Origin of the sequence: Gottfriedia sp. OAE603, assembly GCF_040543965.1 — a bacterium.
Classification (GTDB): domain Bacteria; phylum Bacillota; class Bacilli; order Bacillales; family Bacillaceae_G; genus Gottfriedia; species Gottfriedia solisilvae.
The window spans coordinates 2,448,290-2,466,698 of the sequence record NZ_JBEUNN010000001.1 but is presented as its reverse complement, the minus strand read 5'-3'; the positions used below and the strand labels follow the sequence as shown (position 1 = coordinate 2,466,698).

The 18,409-nt window shown below is 32.7% G+C and carries 21 protein-coding genes; 16 read left to right on the top strand and 5 right to left on the bottom strand.

Going from position 1 to position 18,409, the window contains the following annotated elements; all coding sequences use genetic code 11:
- Window positions 1-5: 5 nt before the first annotated feature.
- Window positions 6-155, bottom strand: coding sequence for a Z-ring formation inhibitor MciZ (gene mciZ / locus ABID96_RS12460; RefSeq protein ID WP_087999315.1), 150 nt, complete (start codon window positions 153-155; stop codon window positions 6-8).
- Window positions 156-242: 87 nt separating this feature from the next.
- Here mciZ and ABID96_RS12455 point away from each other — a divergent pair, with 87 nt between their 5' ends.
- The 3 genes from ABID96_RS12455 to ABID96_RS12445 all read left to right on the top strand — a co-directional run bounded on the left by ABID96_RS12455 (window position 243) and on the right by ABID96_RS12445 (window position 2,687).
- On the top strand, window positions 243-788 hold the full coding sequence (locus tag ABID96_RS12455; protein ID WP_192602317.1) for an NUDIX domain-containing protein: 546 nt from the start codon (window positions 243-245) through the stop codon (window positions 786-788).
- 67 nt (window positions 789-855) lie between these two features.
- Complete coding sequence (locus ABID96_RS12450; protein ID WP_192602316.1) at window positions 856-1,536, top strand: DUF975 family protein; 681 nt, start codon at window positions 856-858, stop codon at window positions 1,534-1,536.
- A 239-nt stretch (window positions 1,537-1,775) separates the two neighbouring features.
- Window positions 1,776-2,687 carry an alpha/beta hydrolase gene (locus ABID96_RS12445; protein ID WP_377896882.1) on the top strand — a complete coding sequence of 304 codons (912 nt, stop codon included), beginning with the start codon at window positions 1,776-1,778 and terminating at the stop codon, window positions 2,685-2,687.
- Window positions 2,688-2,755: 68 nt separating this feature from the next.
- Here ABID96_RS12445 and ABID96_RS12440 read toward each other — a convergent pair whose 3' ends face one another.
- Window positions 2,756-4,051, bottom strand: a complete 1,296-nt coding sequence (locus tag ABID96_RS12440; protein WP_192602314.1) for a methyl-accepting chemotaxis protein — start codon at window positions 4,049-4,051, stop codon at window positions 2,756-2,758.
- 170 nt (window positions 4,052-4,221) lie between these two features.
- Here ABID96_RS12440 and spoIIM point away from each other — a divergent pair, with 170 nt between their 5' ends.
- The 10 genes from spoIIM (at window position 4,222) to ABID96_RS12390 (ending at window position 13,830) form a co-directional block, all read left to right on the top strand.
- Window positions 4,222-4,872 (top strand): stage II sporulation protein M, encoded by a 651-nt coding sequence (gene spoIIM / locus ABID96_RS12435; protein ID WP_192602313.1) that lies wholly within the window; start codon window positions 4,222-4,224, stop codon window positions 4,870-4,872.
- 67 nt (window positions 4,873-4,939) lie between these two features.
- A complete protein-coding gene (fur, locus tag ABID96_RS12430) occupies window positions 4,940-5,389 on the top strand; it encodes a ferric iron uptake transcriptional regulator (RefSeq protein WP_087999321.1) in 450 nt (149 codons plus the stop codon).
- 226 nt (window positions 5,390-5,615) lie between these two features.
- Complete coding sequence (locus ABID96_RS12425) at window positions 5,616-5,834, top strand: YqzK family protein (RefSeq protein ID WP_192602312.1); 219 nt, start codon at window positions 5,616-5,618, stop codon at window positions 5,832-5,834.
- A 6-nt stretch (window positions 5,835-5,840) separates the two neighbouring features.
- A complete protein-coding gene (gene xerD / locus ABID96_RS12420; RefSeq protein WP_192602311.1) occupies window positions 5,841-6,767 on the top strand; it encodes a site-specific tyrosine recombinase XerD in 927 nt (308 codons plus the stop codon).
- 103 nt (window positions 6,768-6,870) lie between these two features.
- Complete coding sequence (gene map / locus ABID96_RS12415; protein WP_192602310.1) at window positions 6,871-7,617, top strand: type I methionyl aminopeptidase; 747 nt, start codon at window positions 6,871-6,873, stop codon at window positions 7,615-7,617.
- 359 nt (window positions 7,618-7,976) lie between these two features.
- Window positions 7,977-8,675, top strand: a complete 699-nt coding sequence (locus tag ABID96_RS12410) for a TerC family protein (RefSeq protein ID WP_192602309.1) — start codon at window positions 7,977-7,979, stop codon at window positions 8,673-8,675.
- A gap of 216 nt (window positions 8,676-8,891) precedes the next feature.
- A complete protein-coding gene (deoB, locus tag ABID96_RS12405) occupies window positions 8,892-10,073 on the top strand; it encodes a phosphopentomutase (protein WP_192602308.1) in 1,182 nt (393 codons plus the stop codon).
- A gap of 12 nt (window positions 10,074-10,085) precedes the next feature.
- The gene (locus ABID96_RS12400) at window positions 10,086-10,904 is read left to right on the top strand and encodes a purine-nucleoside phosphorylase (RefSeq protein ID WP_192602307.1); all 819 of its coding nucleotides are present in this window, start codon (window positions 10,086-10,088) and stop codon (window positions 10,902-10,904) included.
- A gap of 111 nt (window positions 10,905-11,015) precedes the next feature.
- A complete protein-coding gene (locus ABID96_RS12395) occupies window positions 11,016-12,323 on the top strand; it encodes a pyrimidine-nucleoside phosphorylase (protein ID WP_087999328.1) in 1,308 nt (435 codons plus the stop codon).
- A gap of 208 nt (window positions 12,324-12,531) precedes the next feature.
- A complete protein-coding gene (locus ABID96_RS12390) occupies window positions 12,532-13,830 on the top strand; it encodes an NCS2 family permease (protein ID WP_377896881.1) in 1,299 nt (432 codons plus the stop codon).
- Between the two features lie 49 nt (window positions 13,831-13,879).
- Here ABID96_RS12390 and ABID96_RS12385 read toward each other — a convergent pair whose 3' ends face one another.
- The 3 genes from ABID96_RS12385 to ABID96_RS12375 are packed head-to-tail and all read right to left on the bottom strand — an operon-like array spanning window position 13,880 to window position 16,143.
- Window positions 13,880-14,887: an ABC transporter permease subunit gene (locus ABID96_RS12385; protein WP_192602305.1), complete on the bottom strand. Its 1,008-nt coding sequence runs from the start codon at window positions 14,885-14,887 to the stop codon at window positions 13,880-13,882.
- A complete protein-coding gene (locus tag ABID96_RS12380) occupies window positions 14,880-15,758 on the bottom strand; it encodes an ABC transporter ATP-binding protein (protein WP_192602304.1) in 879 nt (292 codons plus the stop codon). The genes ABID96_RS12385 and ABID96_RS12380 overlap by 8 nt, the downstream gene beginning before the upstream one ends.
- A 1-nt stretch (window position 15,759) precedes the next feature.
- Entirely contained in the window at window positions 15,760-16,143 is a 384-nt protein-coding gene (locus ABID96_RS12375; protein WP_192602303.1) for a GntR family transcriptional regulator, read from the bottom strand.
- A 188-nt stretch (window positions 16,144-16,331) separates the two neighbouring features.
- Here ABID96_RS12375 and ABID96_RS12370 point away from each other — a divergent pair, with 188 nt between their 5' ends.
- From ABID96_RS12370 to spoIIAB, 3 genes are all read left to right on the top strand, one after another.
- Window positions 16,332-17,495, top strand: a complete 1,164-nt coding sequence (locus tag ABID96_RS12370) for a D-alanyl-D-alanine carboxypeptidase family protein (protein ID WP_192602302.1) — start codon at window positions 16,332-16,334, stop codon at window positions 17,493-17,495.
- A gap of 121 nt (window positions 17,496-17,616) precedes the next feature.
- Complete coding sequence (spoIIAA, locus tag ABID96_RS12365) at window positions 17,617-17,967, top strand: anti-sigma F factor antagonist (RefSeq protein ID WP_087999334.1); 351 nt, start codon at window positions 17,617-17,619, stop codon at window positions 17,965-17,967.
- On the top strand, window positions 17,967-18,407 hold the full coding sequence (gene spoIIAB / locus ABID96_RS12360) for an anti-sigma F factor (protein WP_087999335.1): 441 nt from the start codon (window positions 17,967-17,969) through the stop codon (window positions 18,405-18,407). The genes spoIIAA and spoIIAB overlap by 1 nt, the downstream gene beginning before the upstream one ends.
- Window positions 18,408-18,409: the final 2 nt, after the last annotated feature.

Genomic DNA, 18,409 nt, shown 5'->3' with positions numbered 1-18,409 from the left:
GTCATTTATTTTACAACATATAGAGCCCGACCATCGGACTTTTTAATCCACTCTTGGACTGTTTCATACTGTTGACTCATCACTTGAAGTGTTTTTAAAATTTCAGTTTTAGACCCCACTAAAATAACGGATGTGTTTGTTCGAGACATTTTCATTTTACTCCCCCAATTTTACGCAATTTATATAATTTAGTGATAAAATGTATGTGAAAACTATACAAATTAGAACAGGTGATGAAAAAAATGAAAAAATTTGAAGAAAAAACACTGTCAGAAGAAAAAATATTCGAAGGAAGAGTCATTTCTCTTTATCATCAAGAAGTTGAATTACCAAATGGTAAATCAAGTAGTCGCGAAATCGTAAAACATCCTGGGGCAGTAGCAATCATTCCGATTACAGAAGATGGGAAAATTGTATTAGTAGAACAGTATCGTAAAGCATTAGAAAGAAGTATTCTAGAAATTCCAGCGGGTAAGTTAGAAAAAGGGGAAGAACCGATTCATACTGCAAAAAGAGAATTAGAAGAAGAAACTGGCTATGAAGCAAATGAGTGGGAACATATTCAATCTTTTTATACATCACCAGGTTTTGCTGATGAGTACATACATATTTTTGTTGCAAAAGGATTAAGAAAATTAGAAAACAGTGCACAATTGGATGAAGATGAATTTGTTGAATTGCTAGAGCTCTCAGTTGAAGAATGTTTAGAAGAGTTAAAAAAGGGTTCAATTCATGATGCAAAGACTTGTTATGCGATTCAATACTTACAATTATTAAATAAAAATTAAAAAAGTGTCAATTTATTGTTAGCTTGTAGATAGAATAGTAAAGATTAAAAAAGAAAGGAATGAGATAATGAAAATATCATCTATCAAGAAAACAGCCAAAGAACGATTGTCTGGTAATTGGGGTAAAACAATCTTAACACTAGTCTTCTTTGGTGTAATACAAGGTCTTATTCATATGATATTTAATGGACCAGCAAACATATACTATCATGGTCAATTGTTTCTAGGTTACGAAGAGACGATTCCTGCTGGGCCGACAACAATTATTTCTTTCATCACAACTATTCTATCTGCAGTAACAGGTTATGGGTTTTCGGTGTATTTATTAAAACTAATTAGAGATGAAGACCGTAGTTTTTCGGATTTATTCTACTATTTTAAAAGCGGTCATCAATTTGTAAGAGCAGCACTTACAACTATTCTTGTAACTATTTTCGTGTTTCTATGGTTATTATTATTAGTGATTCCTGGAATTATTAAAGGAATTGCTTATTCTCAGGTTGGATATATCCTAAAAGATCATCCAGATATGAAACCATTAGATGCAATTACCTTAAGCAGAAGAATGATGGATGGATACAAGTGGAAGTACTTCTTACTAGGTTTATCATTTATCGGATGGGCATTATTAGTTGTGATTACTTTAGGAATTGCTCTTTTATATGTTGGTCCTTACTACTATGCTGCAGTGACACAATTCTATGAAGAAGTAAGGGAAGCTTATGAAGCTAAAGGTGAATTAATTTAATGTTTTTAAGACGCGCTTTTTAAGGCGTCTTTTTTTGTTGGTGAACTTTTCTAAAAAAATTGGTATTTCGAAAGTTAGTGATTCGAAAAAGCGTGGAGTTCCAGTTATTGAATCGATAAAGGACAAACGGGCAGATACATTAAAACGCGCACAGCACTTGGTTTAGAAAGTAAGTTTCAAGAAATTGGTCTAAATACTCATTAATAAAAGAAGTTTTTGTTAAAATAGAAAATAAGGAAATGGAATACAATAATCCAAATAAGATCATTACTGAGGTGAAAACCTTGTTTGTAACAGGAGAATTAGGAACATATCATGTTAAAATAATGGGAGAGGGAAAGGTTACCATATTATTAGAATGCGGTATGATGCATACCCTTCATCAATGGCAGTATTTACAAAAGGAGCTTAGTCAATTTGCGAAAGTGATTGCGTATGACCGACTTGGCTATGGAAAAAGTGGGAATTGGACAAGTGAACGATCAACTGAGCAGCAAGCTTATGAATGCTATGATTTATTAATGACATTAAATATTTCTAGTCCACTGATTGCTGTAGGGCATTCACTTGGGGCGTATGTTACATATCAACTGAATCATTTATTTCCAAATAGAGTTCAATCGATGATTCTACTTGATCCAACTCATCCTCAATTAGAGGATAATGAACAAAAATTATATGATAAATTACTTTATCAATATGCGCTATTAATGAAGAGAGCAAATCAACTAAAGATAACAAATCTTTTACCAAGTCAATTTATTAGCAAAATGTTTAAACAGCATACAGAAGAACGATTTGAAATGTTAAGGGCATTAAAAAGCTTAAAACACTGGAAAACTGTCGTAAGTGAATGGAAAAACCTTTATTACAGTAATCAAAGAATTGGTGAAGCACTAAAAAAACAAATAGATATTCCATTGCTCGTTTTAACTGCTTCAAAACAAAGTGGTTTATCATTCGGTAAAAAGAACCAGGCTGAACTATTACAAAGAGTAGAGGATTATCATCTGCAATATGCAAGAATGTCATTAAAAGGTAGTCATAAAACAATTGAAGGCTACACACATTCTTCTATCTACGGAAATAATAAAGAAACTGCTAAAAATATTAGTCAGTTGATTAGAAATCAAATCGAATTATTCATTTAGTAACCCAAACAAGATAAATGAAAAAAGCTGTTTTAGTCATGGACTAGAACAGCTTATTTTGTAAAAAATTAATTTGTAACTAAAGTTTTTGTTGCAACATTCATTAATGTTTCTGCTGAAGAAGTTACACGGTGAGTAGCTTGTCCAATTTCATTAATCGTTTCAGCAAGCTGATTAATTTCTTTCTCAGTTTTTTCAACGCCTGCGATACTTTTGCCCATTTCCTCAACGATTGTTACGAATGAAACTTGTGTAGATTCAGCATGAACGCGTCCATCTTTTACAATACCAGACACATCATTGATTGATGTTACTACATCGTGTAAGTAAGTATTTGAGACTTCGATAATTTCTTCGATTTTTGAGATTGAATTTTTCGTTTGCTCAGCTAATTTACGTACTTCTAATGCTACTACTGCAAATCCTTTACCATGCTCACCAGCACGAGCTGCCTCGATTGCAGAGTTTAGAGAAAGTAAATTCGTTTGGTCTGCAATACTTTGTACAATTTTAATTACATCAGCAATATCTTGATATGAGCTATTTAAATGCTCGACCATTTCAATCACTTTTTGAGTATTTGTAGAAATAACGCCAATACTATCAGCTAAATCTTTTACTTGATTTTTACCAGTACCAGCAATTTCTTGTGTTTTAATTACTTGTGAATTAGAGTCATGAACTTGGGTTTTTACTTGGTGACTTTGTTCTACAAGCATTTCAACTGCTGCATTTGTTTGTTGAGTAAGTGCAACAAGCTCTTCAGCGATTTCTTGAATTTGTGCTTTTAATTCTTCTTCAGATTTACTATGTAATTCAGTTTCTTCTAAAATATTTTCTTTCACGAATTGTGTGAATAATTGTTGTTCAAAATTTAATGATTTCATTATGGCAGTAATAAATTTTGTGCGTTCAATCGCATCTTCAATTTCAAGGAATGCCACTCTAATATATTCTGTTAAATAACATTGGAAAGTTCCAATATAGAATTCAGGGTTATTTGCTGTATAAACTGCTGTTAATCGTTTAATCATATCAACGAAATTAGCATTATAAACTGTTGTGAAATGTAACTCAATTTGTTTTTTGATTAATGTAGTTGGTTCACCAGCATCACCTAAGATACGAAATACTGTATCCATTTTGTTTCCAAGGCTCTCCATCACATTTTCAGTAATTTCTTTTTCATGCTTTTTAATATAAGTCGAATAAAACTGACCTTTAAGCGCTATATCTTCACTTGTGTAACTAATCATTTGGAATTGATCTAAATGTTTTTGAGATAAATCAACAATTACCTTCACTTGATCAGCTTTCACTGTCGCTACACCTTTACGATTTGTTTTTTTCTTGAACGTAAACATAAATAAATTCCTCCGTTGCCTTAATAAAATTTAACCCTATTCTTATTATCGGAAAAAATTAATTCTTCGTTACTATTTTGTCATCAATTTTCAAACTTTTATAAATTCAAAGAATAATTTACTTGTCCAATCATAAAATGAATAGAGAATACAACGCAGGAGTTGATGATATGACAAGAAGCTCAGTCCAATTAACGATGAAGAATCATGTGAAGGATTATATGCCACTTTATATTTTTGTAAGTGTCATTTTACTATTTGGTGTTGTTTTCGGAGCAGTCATTGTAAATAGTATGAACGTAAGTCAAAAACAGGATATACTTTCATTTATTACGCAATTTTTTGGACAAGTTAATAATGATGGCTTTATAAATGGTAATGAAGTGTTTCTGTCGAGTTATTCGACTCATTTAAAGTTTTTAGCATTAATTTGGATTCTAGGAATCTCAATTATTGGATTACCAATTATATTAATCTTATTATTTATGAAAGGATTAGTAGTTGGATTTACAGTTGGATTTTTAGTGAACCAGCTAGGGTGGCACGGAATATTATTAGCATTTTCATCTGTCTTTCCGCAAAATGTTATCGTATTACCTCTATATATATTATTAACTGTTTTAGCAGTTCAATTATCAATTCGAATGATTCGAAAACAATTTATGAAAAATGATAATGAAGCAATTATGAAACAATTAGTATCCTATTCAATCGTTTTTTGCATAGTAGCAATCTGTCTGAGTATTGCTAGTGTGATCGAAGCTTATGGTTCTTCTTACTTTTTAAAAGCTATTTCAGAAATAATAGTTTCAAAAAATTAACAAATAATTTTTGACACTTTCTCTTTCTTTGTTATAATTATTATCAAGTGGCGAGGGAGTGAAAAAAATGGAAGAACGAGTTGAACGAATAAAAAAACAACTACATTTAGCAGGATATAAATTAACACCACAACGGGAATCTACAGTTCGTGTTTTATTAGAGAACGAAGAAGATCACCTAAGTGCAGAAGATGTTTACCTCCTAGTGAAAGAAAAATCGCCAGAAATAGGACTTGCTACTGTTTACCGTACGTTAGAATTACTAACTGAGTTAACAATTGTTGATAAAATAAATTTTGGTGATGGCGTTTCAAGATACGATTTAAGACATGAAGGTGCTCAACATTTTCACCATCATTTAATTTGTACTATTTGTGGAGCAGTAGATGAAATTCATGAAAATCTCTTAAGTGATATTGAAAAAACGGTTGAAGAACGTTGGAATTTTAAAATTAAAGATCATCGTTTATCGTTTCATGGTGTATGTCATCGTTGCCATGATTCTGAAGAACAATAAAAGATCGGTAACTAATGGGTGTTTAAACTAAAAATTACATTTTATGAAGTATCCTTGAATATGGATCAATAAAAAGCGAGTAGAGCAGTTCATCAAAATAGGTCTGCTCTTTTTCATGTTCTTAGAGAAGAATAAACCTAACTTAAGAATTGAAGTATGATTTGTCCAAATTTTGCATAGTATGTAGTAATGATGTCTTTACTTCAAGCAAAAAGGGGGTGGTCATATGAAAAAAAGAGCAGTTATTTTTTTGAATGTGTTAAAGGTAGCCATTTTATTTATTACATGTACTATCTTATTTTATTTTGCTATACAATGGATACATTCAGAATATGAGGATATGCATAGATATGACCGACCAGAAGGATCAATGTTAAAAGTTGAAAAAGACCATAATCATGGTACTTTAAATCAATTGGTACGGTTTTATCAAAACGGGGAGTAATGCAGAGTGACAACTAATGAAAAAACGCCATTTAAAAAAGAATTTGATTATGCAGCAGAAGACTTTATCCATTTTATTCAAGTAGAAAAAGGATTATCAAAAAATACAATACTATCATATGGTAATGATTTAGAAAGCTATGGTATGTATATGGACCAAGTTGAGCGTATACAAGGACTTTCTAATATTATGAGAATTCATATTATTGGATATTTAAAATATTTGAAAGAAAGAGATTTAACGGCAAGAACAATGGCTCGTCAATTAGCTACTATTCGTTCGTTTCACCAATTTCTAATCAGAGAAGTAGATGGAATGAAGGATGATCCTTCACTTTTAATCGAAATTCCAAAAGCGCCAAAAGTGTTACCAAAAGTTCTCTCACTTGCTGAAGTAGAGGCGTTGTTAGAGGTATCAGACAGCTCTGAATTTGGATTAAGAGATAAGGCGATGCTAGAATTATTATATGCCACGGGAATGCGTGTTTCTGAGCTACTATCATTAAATCTTTCAGATGTAAATTTAACAATGGGTTTTGTGCGATGCCTAGGAAAAGGGAGTAAAGAACGAATTATTCCATTAGGGAAAATAGCAATTAACTCGATAGAGCAGTATTTAAAAATGGCACGGATTAAATTGATGGGAAAAAAACAAAACGATGCGTTATTTTTAAACCATCATGGTAATCGAATGTCGAGACAAGGTTTTTGGAAAAACTTAAAGAAACAAGCTGAAAAAGCAAATATTCAGCATGAGTTAACTCCTCATACTTTGCGACATTCATTTGCAACTCATCTATTAGAAAACGGTGCAGACTTAAGGTCGGTGCAAGAAATGCTTGGACATGCTGACATTTCTACAACACAAATTTATACCCATGTAACGAAAAATAGATTAAAAGATGTGTATAAAGAATTTCACCCAAGAGCTTAAAATAGGCTCTTTTTTCTTTTTATATTGTAGGATTTGTTGCCAAGTAAATGCATAATATATTAAATTAGTCATTAAGTGGATACGTAAGAGAGGATGAATAAAAATGATTACGATTAAAACTGAGCGGGAAATCAATTTAATGCATGAAGCTGGGAAGTTATTAGCAGCAACACATAAAGAAATTGCAAAAATGATTAAACCAGGGATTACAACTTGGGAAATTGATCAATTTGTAGAGAAGTTTTTAGCTGAAAATGGTGCAAAGCCAGAACAAAAGGGATATCGTGGATATGAATATGCAACATGTGCATCAATTAATGACGAGATTTGTCATGGATTCCCTCGTAAAAAGGCTTTAAAGGATGGGGACATTGTAACAATTGATATGGTTGTTAATTTAAATGGTGCTCTTGCAGATTCAGCATGGACATACGGTGTAGGAAATATTACAAAAGAAAATAAAGATTTACTAAAAGTTACTAAAGAATGTTTATACAAAGGTATTGAACAAGCTATTGTAGGCAACCGTCTAGGTGATATTGGATATGCGATTCAATCATATGCTGAATCATTAGGTTATTCAGTTGTTCGAGATTTTACTGGTCATGGAATTGGGCCAACACTTCATGAAGAACCTTTTGTACCACATTTTGGCATGGCAGGAAAAGGACTTAGACTTCGTGAAGGTATGGTTATCACGATTGAACCAATGATAAATATTGGAACATGGCATTCACAAATGGATGGGAATGGATGGACAGCTCGTACGAGAGATGGTAAAAATTCAGCACAATATGAGCATACATTGGCAATAACAAGTGAAGGTCCAAAAATATTAACAATGCAGTAAAATATTAACATTGATAATAAATGATCAGTGATTTAAGATAAGAATCGTTACATCAATCTGAATGAATGAAAAACAAAAATTAAAATTTGATTAACAATTATTGACATAATAGACGAGTTGGCATAATATTATATTACAAACAATCGAATACTCCAAAGGGGAGTAGCGTCAGGAGAAATCCTGAAACAAAGTCGTCAATTCATGAGAATTTATTCTCATCGGCTTTGTTGGCATACAACTAGCGTATGCTCAGCAAGACCTTTGCCGTAGTTCTACAACTATAGGTAAAGGTCTTTTTATTTTTGTAGACACGGATACAGGTTGTTTAATAAAATAGTAGATTATGAGGAGGAAGAGATATGGAAATATTTGGACTGAGTTTAGGCGTACTAGTAAACGTAATCTTTATCGACCTGTTATTAAGTGGAGACAATGCTATCTTAATTGCTTTAGCTGCTAAAAATTTACCTGAAGAGCAAAAGAAAAAAGCGGTACTTTTAGGTACAGCAGGTGCAATTGGTCTTCGAGTAATATTTGCTGCAATAGTAGTATATTTACTACAAATCCCATTAATTTATGCAATCGGTGGTTTAATGCTATTATGGATCGCATTTAAATTATTAGTGGATGATGCAGGACATGGTGAAGTGAAAAGTGGTGCAACACTTTGGGGCGCTATCAAAACAATTATTATTGCAGATGCTTTAATGAGTTTAGATAATGTATTGGCACTTGCTGGTGTAGCACATGGAGATTTAACTGCTATCGTAATCGGTATTCTTATATCAATCCCATTAATTGTATGGGGAAGTTCTTTCTTAATGAAAGTTATGAACAAATATCCAATCATTACAACGATCGGTTCTGCTATTTTAGCTTGGACTGCCGCAGGAATGATTACACATGATCATATGATTAAAGATGTGTTTGAAAATAAAATAATTGCTGTAGCTTTTAAACTTGTATTAACTGTAGTTGTAGTAGTTGCTGGTACTTTAGTAGCAAAGAAAAAAGCTCAAAAACACAACGAGAGTTCATCTCAAAATCAAACAGCTTAATAAAACAAAAACAAGCCCAACTTATTATAGGTTGGGCTTTTTTCTAATTAATTATTTATGAAATTTTTTAAAATTAAAGGGAAAAATCGTATCAATATACACAAAATGGAAAATATAATGGTTGAAAAGAATTAGGACAATAAGTATACTTTAGTTGTCAGACATCTGACTCTACACTTTAGTTTCAGTTTGTAGCGATCGTTAGGAGGAAAACAGATGAGTAAAGAATTTAAGCGTGTGTTCCTCGTTGTTATGGATTCTGTAGGTATAGGAGAAGCTCCTGATGCAGAAAAATTTAATGATGTTGGTTCAGATACACTAGGACATATTGCAGAAAAAATGAATGGATTACATATGCCAAATATGGCAAGTCTAGGACTAAGTAATATTCGCGAATTACAAGGAATTAAAAAGGCTGAGAAACCACCTGCATTTTATTCGAAAATGGAAGAGTCATCAGTTGGAAAAGATACGATGACAGGACATTGGGAAATGATGGGGCTTCATATTGACAAGCCGTTTAAAGTATTTGCTGATGGATTTCCTGCAGAGTTAATCAGTGAGCTTGAAAGCCAATTTGGACGTAAAATTATCGGTAATAAACCAGCTTCTGGAACGGAAATTTTAGTAGAGCTTGGCGAGCAGCATATGAAAACAGGAGATTTAATTGTATACACTTCTGCTGATTCTGTTTTACAAATTGCAGCACATGAAGATGTTATACCATTAGAAGACCTATATAAATATTGCGAGATTGCTCGTAAGTTAACTTTAGATGATCCATATATGATTGGTCGAATTATTGCTAGACCATTTGTAGGAGAACCAGGTGATTTTAAACGTACACCAAACCGTCATGATTATGCACTTAAGCCTTTCGGACGAACTGTAATGAACGAATTACAAGATGCGAATTATGATGTGATTTCAATCGGTAAAATCTCAGATATTTTTGATGGTGAAGGAATTACAAAAGCATTACGTACAGTTTCAAATATGGACGGAATGGATAAATTAGTAGATACATTAAATATGGACTTTACTGGTCTTAGCTTTTTAAATCTAGTTGATTTTGACGCAGTATATGGCCATCGTCGTGACCCATTAGGATATGGTAAAGCACTTGAAGAGTTCGATGCAAGATTACCAGAAGTATTTGAACTGCTTAAAGAAGATGATTTATTAATCATTACTGCAGACCATGGCAATGATCCAACTTTTGCTGGCACCGATCACACTAGAGAATATGTACCTTTAATTGTTTATAGTAAAAAGTTTACTGAAGGTAAAGAGTTACCTATTCCAAAAACATTCGCAGATGTTGGAGCGACAATCGCTGAGAATTTTGATGTTAAATTACCATCACATGGATCAAGTTTTTTAGGAAAATTGAGATAAGGTGGAGTTAAAATGAATAAAGAAATGATTGAAAAAGCAGGTTCATTTATTAAAGAAAAAATTAATCATAAACCAAAAATAGGTTTAATTCTTGGTTCAGGCTTAGGGATCTTAGTAGATGAAATCGAAAATCAAGTGAAAATTCCATATCATACGATTCCTGAATTCCCTACTTCTACTGTTGAAGGACATGAAGGCCAACTAGTATTCGGTGATATTCATGGTGTAAGCGTTGTCGCTATGCAAGGTAGAATTCACTATTACGAAGGTTATGACATGGAAAAAGTAACATTCCCTGTTCGAGTAATGAAGGAGTTAGGTGTTGACATTTTAGTTGTAACAAATGCAGCTGGTGGAGTGAATACTTCATTCGAACCAGGTGATCTAATGCTAATCACTGATCATATTAACTTTACTGGAACTAGTCCTTTAATTGGACCTAATAATCCAGAATTAGGCTTACGATTTGTTGATATGTCTCATCCTTACGATCGTGAACTTCGCGATGTTGCAAGAAATGCCGCAAAAGAAGTGAATGTAAACCTTCAAGAGGGAGTATATCTAGCAGTTACTGGTCCTTCATATGAAACACCAGCAGAAATCCGTATGTTTAGAACATTGGGTGCTGATGCTGTCGGTATGTCAACAGTTTCTGAGGTTATGGTTGCTCGTCACGCCGACTTAAGAGTATTAGGGATTTCATGTATCTCAAATATGGCTGCAGGTATCTTAGATCAACCTTTAAACCATGAAGAGGTAATAGAAACAACTCAAAGAGTAAGATCACAATTTTTATCATTAGTAAAAGAAATTGTTCGTAAATTAGGATAAGAACCTTAAATGAAAAGACTTCTGCACTGCTGTTGTAGAAGTCCCTTTTCGTTCTAGATTAGATAAATAATACAAAATAGAAGAGACATAACAGATAGGAGAATTCCAAACATGAGAATGGTAGACTTAATTGAAAAAAAACGCGATGGAAAAACTTTAACAACTGAAGAAATCAATTTTATCATTAATGGATTTACAGATGGTAGCGTTCCTGATTATCAAATGAGTGCTTTTGCAATGGCAGTATTTTTAAAAGGCATGACTGAAGTAGAATATAGCGATTTAACTATGGCAATGGTTCATTCTGGCGATACAATCGATCTTTCAAACATTGAAGGAATTAAAGTAGATAAGCACTCTACTGGTGGAGTTGGCGATACAACTACATTAGTATTAGGACCATTAGTTGCTTCATTAGATGTACCAGTTGCAAAAATGAGCGGAAGAGGTTTAGGTCATACTGGTGGCACAATTGATAAGTTAGAAGCAGTTGAAGGATTCCACGTTGAACTAACTGAGGAAGAATTCATAAAACAAGTAAATGATATTAAAGTAGCTGTAATCGGTCAAACTGGAGATTTAACACCTGCAGATAAAAAGTTATATGCGCTACGTGACGTAACTGCAACAGTAAACTCAATCCCATTAATTTCTAGCTCAATTATGAGTAAGAAAATTGCTGCTGGAGCAGATGCGATTGTATTAGATGTTAAAACTGGCGCTGGCGCATTTATGAAAGACATTGAAGATGCTCGTGATCTAGCAAAAGCAATGGTTAAGATTGGTAACAATGTTGGAAGACAAACTGTAGCAATCATTTCAGATATGAGCCAACCACTAGGACTTGCGATTGGTAATGCTTTAGAAGTAAAAGAAGCAATTGACACATTAAAAGGTGAAGGTCCAAAAGATTTAGAAGAATTATGTTTAATCTTAGGTAGTCAAATGGTTGTTTTAGCGAAAAAAGCTGAAACACTTGATGAAGCAAGAGCTAAACTTGTTGAAAATATGAAAAATGGTAAAGCGTTAGAAGTATTTAAAAAATTCTTAGTAGCTCAAGGTGGAGATGGTTCTGTAGTTGATGATCCTTCAAGATTACCACAAGCAAAATACATTCAAGAAGTTGTCGCAAAAGAAGATGGTTATGTATCACGAATCGTTGCTGATGCAGTTGGAACAGCGGCTATGAAATTAGGAGCAGGTCGTGCGACAAAAGAATCTGTTATCGATTTAGCTGTTGGATTAATGTTAAACAAAAAAGTTGGAGATGCAGTGAAGAAAGGTGAATCATTAGTAACTGTATACTCAAACACAGAGGATATTAGTGAAGTAGAGAAAGACTTACTTGAAAATATCATTCTTTCTAAAGAAAAAGTAGAAGAGCCTACTTTAGTTTATGATTTAATTATGGAAGCTTAAGATTAAGAATAAAAGCTATTCTCATTAGTTGAGAATGGCTTTTTTCTTTACATGTAAAAATATTAATTTGAAATGTAAGAAATTCGAATGGGAAGTTCACCATTTAAAAAGTAAATTTTTGTTTTCATATTTGACGATCTCTAGTATAATGTTTAACGTGCCTTAGTGCATGGGTGGGCGAGGGAGACACTATAAGAGAGGAATTCACTTGAAAAATCTTTTAAACAAACAATTTAATCTTGAAGGAAGCGGTACAAACATTAAAACGGAGGTTATTGCAGGCGTTATTTCATTTTTAACACTTGTCTATATACTTTCAGTAAACAGTACAATACTACATGATGCTGGAATACCGTTTCAAGGGGCTATGATTGCAACTATCCTATCAGCGTTTTTAGGAAGCGTGATGATCGGATTATGGAGCAACTCACCTTTAGTATTAGTACCAGGTATGGGTATTAATGCACTGTTCACTTACACAATGGTTGGAGAAATGGGCATGAGCTGGCAGGAAGCGCTTGCAGTCGTATTTATTAGCGGCGTAATATTGTCCATCTTATCGTTTACAAGCCTAGTTAAGAAACTGACAACTGCGATTCCATTATCATTAAAAAGTGCAATAACAGTAGGAATCGGATTTTTCTTAACGTTCATTGGTCTTCAAGAAGGTGGAATTGTCGTAAAAAATGAAGATACTTTTGTATCAATTGCAAACTTCTCAAATCCTGATGTTTTAGCGACAGTCATTACACTTGGAATTGCGATTTACTTATTTATTAAAAATGTTCCAGCCAATTTTTTAATTACAGTTATTCTAGGAACGTTCATTTCGTTTTTACTACATGGTGGCATTGAAAAAGCACACGAAACAACTGCAATTACATTTGAATCTGCGAATCAAGTTGTCGGACAACTGACCTTTACGCATATTATGAGTTTTTCGTTTTGGATCGCAGTATTTTCGTTAACAATGGTCATTTTATTTGAATCAATTGGAATCATACATGGACAACTAAGTATGATGAATCAAGAGAGTAAGCAGCAGAAGGTCGTACAAGGAACTGCCTTAGGGATCTTGTTATCAGGTATTTTTGGAACAAGTCCTACTGTCGTTGCCGTAGAAGGTAGTGCAGGTATAAGTTCAGGAGGTCGAACAGGTCTTACTTCTGTTGTAACAGGTCTATTATTTTTAGGATGTTTACTGTTTATGCCACTGATTGCTTATATTCCTACATCTGCAATCGCGCCGATTTTAATTATTATCGGTTCATTAATGGTTAAACACATCACTGATATACAATTGGATGATCCTACTGAGGCAATACCAGCCTTTTTAATATTAGCATTCATTCCTTTAACATATAGTATTATTGATGGAATTGCTTTTGGTTTTATCGCATATCCGCTAGTTAAGTTAGCGGCAGGTAAAAAAACCGAAATTACACCATATATGGTGGCAATTTCTGCATTATTTTTTGTACGTTTTGCATTAAACTTAATTTCTTAAAATAAAAAGCGCTATTTCTCAATTTAAGAGAAAATAGCGCTTTTTTACTTCATTCAAAAAATTTGTTAAGTCGTTTATAGAAATAGAAACCTGCAATTAACCCGATCAGTAATCCTATCGCATAAACAACCACATTACTTCCGTTTGCAATTGTTGAAGTAAGAATTGCAATACAAGTTGCTGATAAATAAACAAATAGAATATTTACAAAATGGCCAAACTTTTTATAAACAAATAGTTTTCCATTATTCGCATTTGCATTTCGACTATAACAAAGTATGCCAATCACTAAAAACACGAAAATATAAATGAAAATGACAACTAGGTTATGGAAATCAAATGTTGGATAAGTCACATTTTGCTGATCAAAATCTTTTGTAATACTTAAACGACCAGATTGGAAAGAAATCGACCAATCGACTATTTTCTTCTCAATTTCTAATAAACCATTAAAATCCTTATTAAATAGTCCTTTTAAATTTGATAGCACACTAAAAAAGATTATAATGGGTGAAAAAATAGTAAAAATAGTAAACAGTGTTTGTGAAAAATAGTGACCAGTCAGTGTACCGATTGCTAAGCCAATTGTTAAAAATGCAATTGAAAATAGAAAAAGTGTAACAAAGATGGGTAAAAATCCACTAGTATCAATATATTGATGTAGAATAGTAGAGTAATGGATTATGAGTGTTGATATGCTTAATAATACAGTTGCGATAAAAATGTGAACGACACCAAAAATCCATTTTGATAAAAATAATTGTCTTGGTGTATAAGGTAGAGAGAATTGAAAGTCAATACCGCCAGTATTACGTTCAATTCCAATTAATAATATACTCAAAATTAAAACAAGAATTGGTGATATAAATGCTAACGTGCTAAATTCGCCAATATAAATAGAAGGGTATTCAGTGTAAGAAGCTTCTAATGCTCTGTTCATTTCAAATATGTTGTTATAATAACTAAACGGTAAAATGACTACATAAACCAAATATAATAAGATAAGTGCAAGTCTTGATTGTTTAGAATGCTTTAGCCACAATGCTTTACTAAACATATAATTCTCCTCCGTCTTTTAAGAAAAATAAATCCTCTAATGTTAAAGGAAGTTCCTCAAGTAAAAGTGGATTCCTTTTTCCTAATGTCTGCAAAAATTCTTCTTTTTGTCCGCTTACAATTAAAATGGCAACCTTTCCTGTTTTAGAAAAGACGGATACATGCTCAAGTTCTTCTATTTCAGAAGGTAATCCATTTTCAAACGCTACTTGTAATTTAAAATGTTTATTTGTACTTTCTTCCATTGTTGCAACATTATCAATTGTTCCTTCTTTTAAGAATAAATATTGATCAATAATTTTTTCCAGCTCAACAAGATGATGTGACGATATTAATACACCAACGGAATTTGTACTTGCATATTCAATGATCAATTGTAAAACTGTACGTTTCACAACTGGATCTAAACCATTCGTTGGTTCATCTAAAATCACGTAATTTGCTCCCGTTGAAAATGTTAACAGTAAATATAACAGTGTCTTCATACCTTTTGAATATTTACGTAAAGACCCATGCGGTAATTTATATTTATTAAGTGCATCTAGAAACTTCTCTTTATCAAAATTTGGATAAGAATTTTCATAGATTGTAATGAGTTCCTTCACATTAAATTGTTTAATGAAGTTTGTCGTATCACTCATATAGGCGATTTGATTTCTCGTATTTGGCTCAATTGTAATATCTTTATTGTCGATTAAAATAGCGCCTTCATCAGGCGACAGAATCCCTACAATTGTACGAAGTAAAGTCGTTTTGCCAGCACCATTTCGCCCAATTAATCCTGTAATTGTTCCTTGCTCTATCTCAAATGATATATTTTTTAATATTTCTGTTTCATCAAGTTTTTTACTTAGTTGATGAATTTTTAACACATTATTCAACTCCCTTTTTTGAATAAACTTCTTTTACCCAATTTATAATCAATTCTTCATCAATACCTTCCATTAGACTTTCAATTAAAAGGTTTGAAAATTTATTTTGATATTTTAAAAGGGTTTGTTCTGAAACGGACTCCTTTGTTAAACCAATGACAAACGTTCCTTTACCTCGGACAGTTTCAATTATTCCACTTCGCTCTAACTCTTGATATGCTCTACTAACTGTATTCGGATTAATAAGTAATGTTGTTGCTAACTCTCTGACAGATGGAAGCTTATCTCCATTTAGTAAAACATTTCTTAAAATTTGTTCTTTCACTTGTAGAACAATTTGTTCCCACAATGGTAAATGACTTCTTGCGTCTAAGACAATAATCAAATAATCACCACCTTACAAAATTAGGTGTATTAATTGTACTGAGTGTATGAGTATGATTAATACACTTTATTTATATCATATGCAATGAATGTAGTAAATAGTTCCATACAATCTAATATTTTCTTCACACTTTGATTAAACTACTTATATTTGGAAAAAATATGTATGAATAGAATGGAGGGTTATAAATGAAAAAGGTAGTTTTTACACTTATTAGTAGTGCATTGATCTTCTCATTATCACTGCCTACAGTAAATGCAAGAGAGACAAGAACCGTAGACGTTGAATTAGCTAAAAATGCATTATCTTCCGTTATTATTGAGCAAGATACTGGTGAAGTTTTATATGAAAAAGATGCGAGAAAGAAGCTTCCACCAGCAAGTATGACGAAGATTATGACAATGCTAATTATTATGGAAGAAATCGATAAAGGTAATTTAAAGCTAGATGATAAAGTAATGACAAGTGAATATGCTGCGTCAATGGGTGGTTCACAAATCTTTTTAGAACCTGGCGAAGAAATGACAGTTAATGAAATGTTAAAAGGGATTGCGATTGCTTCAGGGAACGATGCTTCGGTTGCCATGGCAGAAAAAATTGCAGGAACTGAAGAGGCATTTGTAAATTTAATGAATAATAAAGCAAAGTCTCTTGGTTTAAAAGATACACATTTTAAAAATCCAACAGGGTTACCTGCTGCAGATCATTATTCATCTGCGTATGATATGGCAATTATGGGTCGAGAGCTATTGAAGCATCCTCTTATTACAAAGTATACAGGTACGTATGAGGATTATTTACGTCAAAATACAGAAAAACAATTTTGGTTAGTCAATACAAATAAATTAGTTCGCTTTTATCCTGGAGCTGATGGTTTAAAAACTGGATTTACTGCTGAAGCAAGATATTGCTTAACAGCGACTGCAAAGAAAAATAACATGAGAGTTGTTAGTGTGATTATGGGTGCACCTACTTCGAAGGAAAGAAATGCACAAATGTCTAAACTACTTGATTACGCATTTAATCAATTTCAAGTAAAACAACTAATTAAACAAGGCGACAATGTTGAGCAATTGTCAATTAGTAAAGGTAAAACAAAAAATGTAAATGTAGTAACAAAATCACCAGTTTCACTCGTGCTTAAAAAAGGTGAAGCTTTAAATAAAGTGACAAAAAACATTAAGTTGAAAAAAGACCTACAAGCGCCAATTAAAAAGGGCCAGGTTGTAGGTAAATTAGAATTGAAACAAGGTAATCGAGTTTTATCAACTACCGATTTAGTTGCAAAGAACACCATTCCGAAAGCTAAATGGTATGACTTATTTAAACGAACAATCGGTGGATTTAATTAATCTCATTCTTTTTAAGAACGTAGACTTTTGACGTATTTACACTAGTTTTGTCAGCATGAAGGAATTTCAAGTTAAGATAACGAAACTTTCATTTAACCGTCATAATAAGGAGGTTATTGAAGTGAGTCTTAATATCGAGCTTGAAGTGAAAAATGCGATCCTTTGTGTAAGACTTGCAGGTGAACTTGATCATCACACTGCCGAAGATTTACGTTTACAGGTGAATGAAGTATTAGAAACACAGCCAATACAACATATTTTATTAAATCTTGAACACTTATCTTTTATGGATAGTTCTGGATTAGGTGTTATTTTAGGAAGATATAAGGTCATTCGAAACAAAGGTGGAGAAATGGTCGTATGTTCTATTTCACCATCAATTAAACGATTATTTGATATGTCTGGTTTGTTTAAAATTGTACATTTAGCAGAAGACGAGTCTAATGGACTGACTGTTTTGGGGGTGGCGTAATGCGTAATGAAATGAACCTTCAATTTTCGGCATTGAGTCAAAATGAATCATTTGCTAGGGTAACTGTGGCAGCATTTATCACCCAGTTAGATCCAACATTAGATGAATTGACAGAGATTAAAACTGTCGTTTCTGAAGCTGTAACAAATTCGATCATACATGGATATGAAAACAATCCAGAAGGTATTGTATATATTTCAGTTGTCCTAGAAGATCAGTCTGTTACATTAACAATTAGAGATGAAGGTATTGGTATTGCTGACCTAGATGAAGCAATGCAACCATTATTTACATCTAAACCAGATTTAGAAAGATCGGGAATGGGTTTTACAATCATGGAAAACTTTATGGATCACTGTGAAGTTGTTTCTACTGAAAACGTTGGTACGACAATTACTGTAAAAAAGTACTTATCAAATAGCAATGCTCTATGTAATTAAGG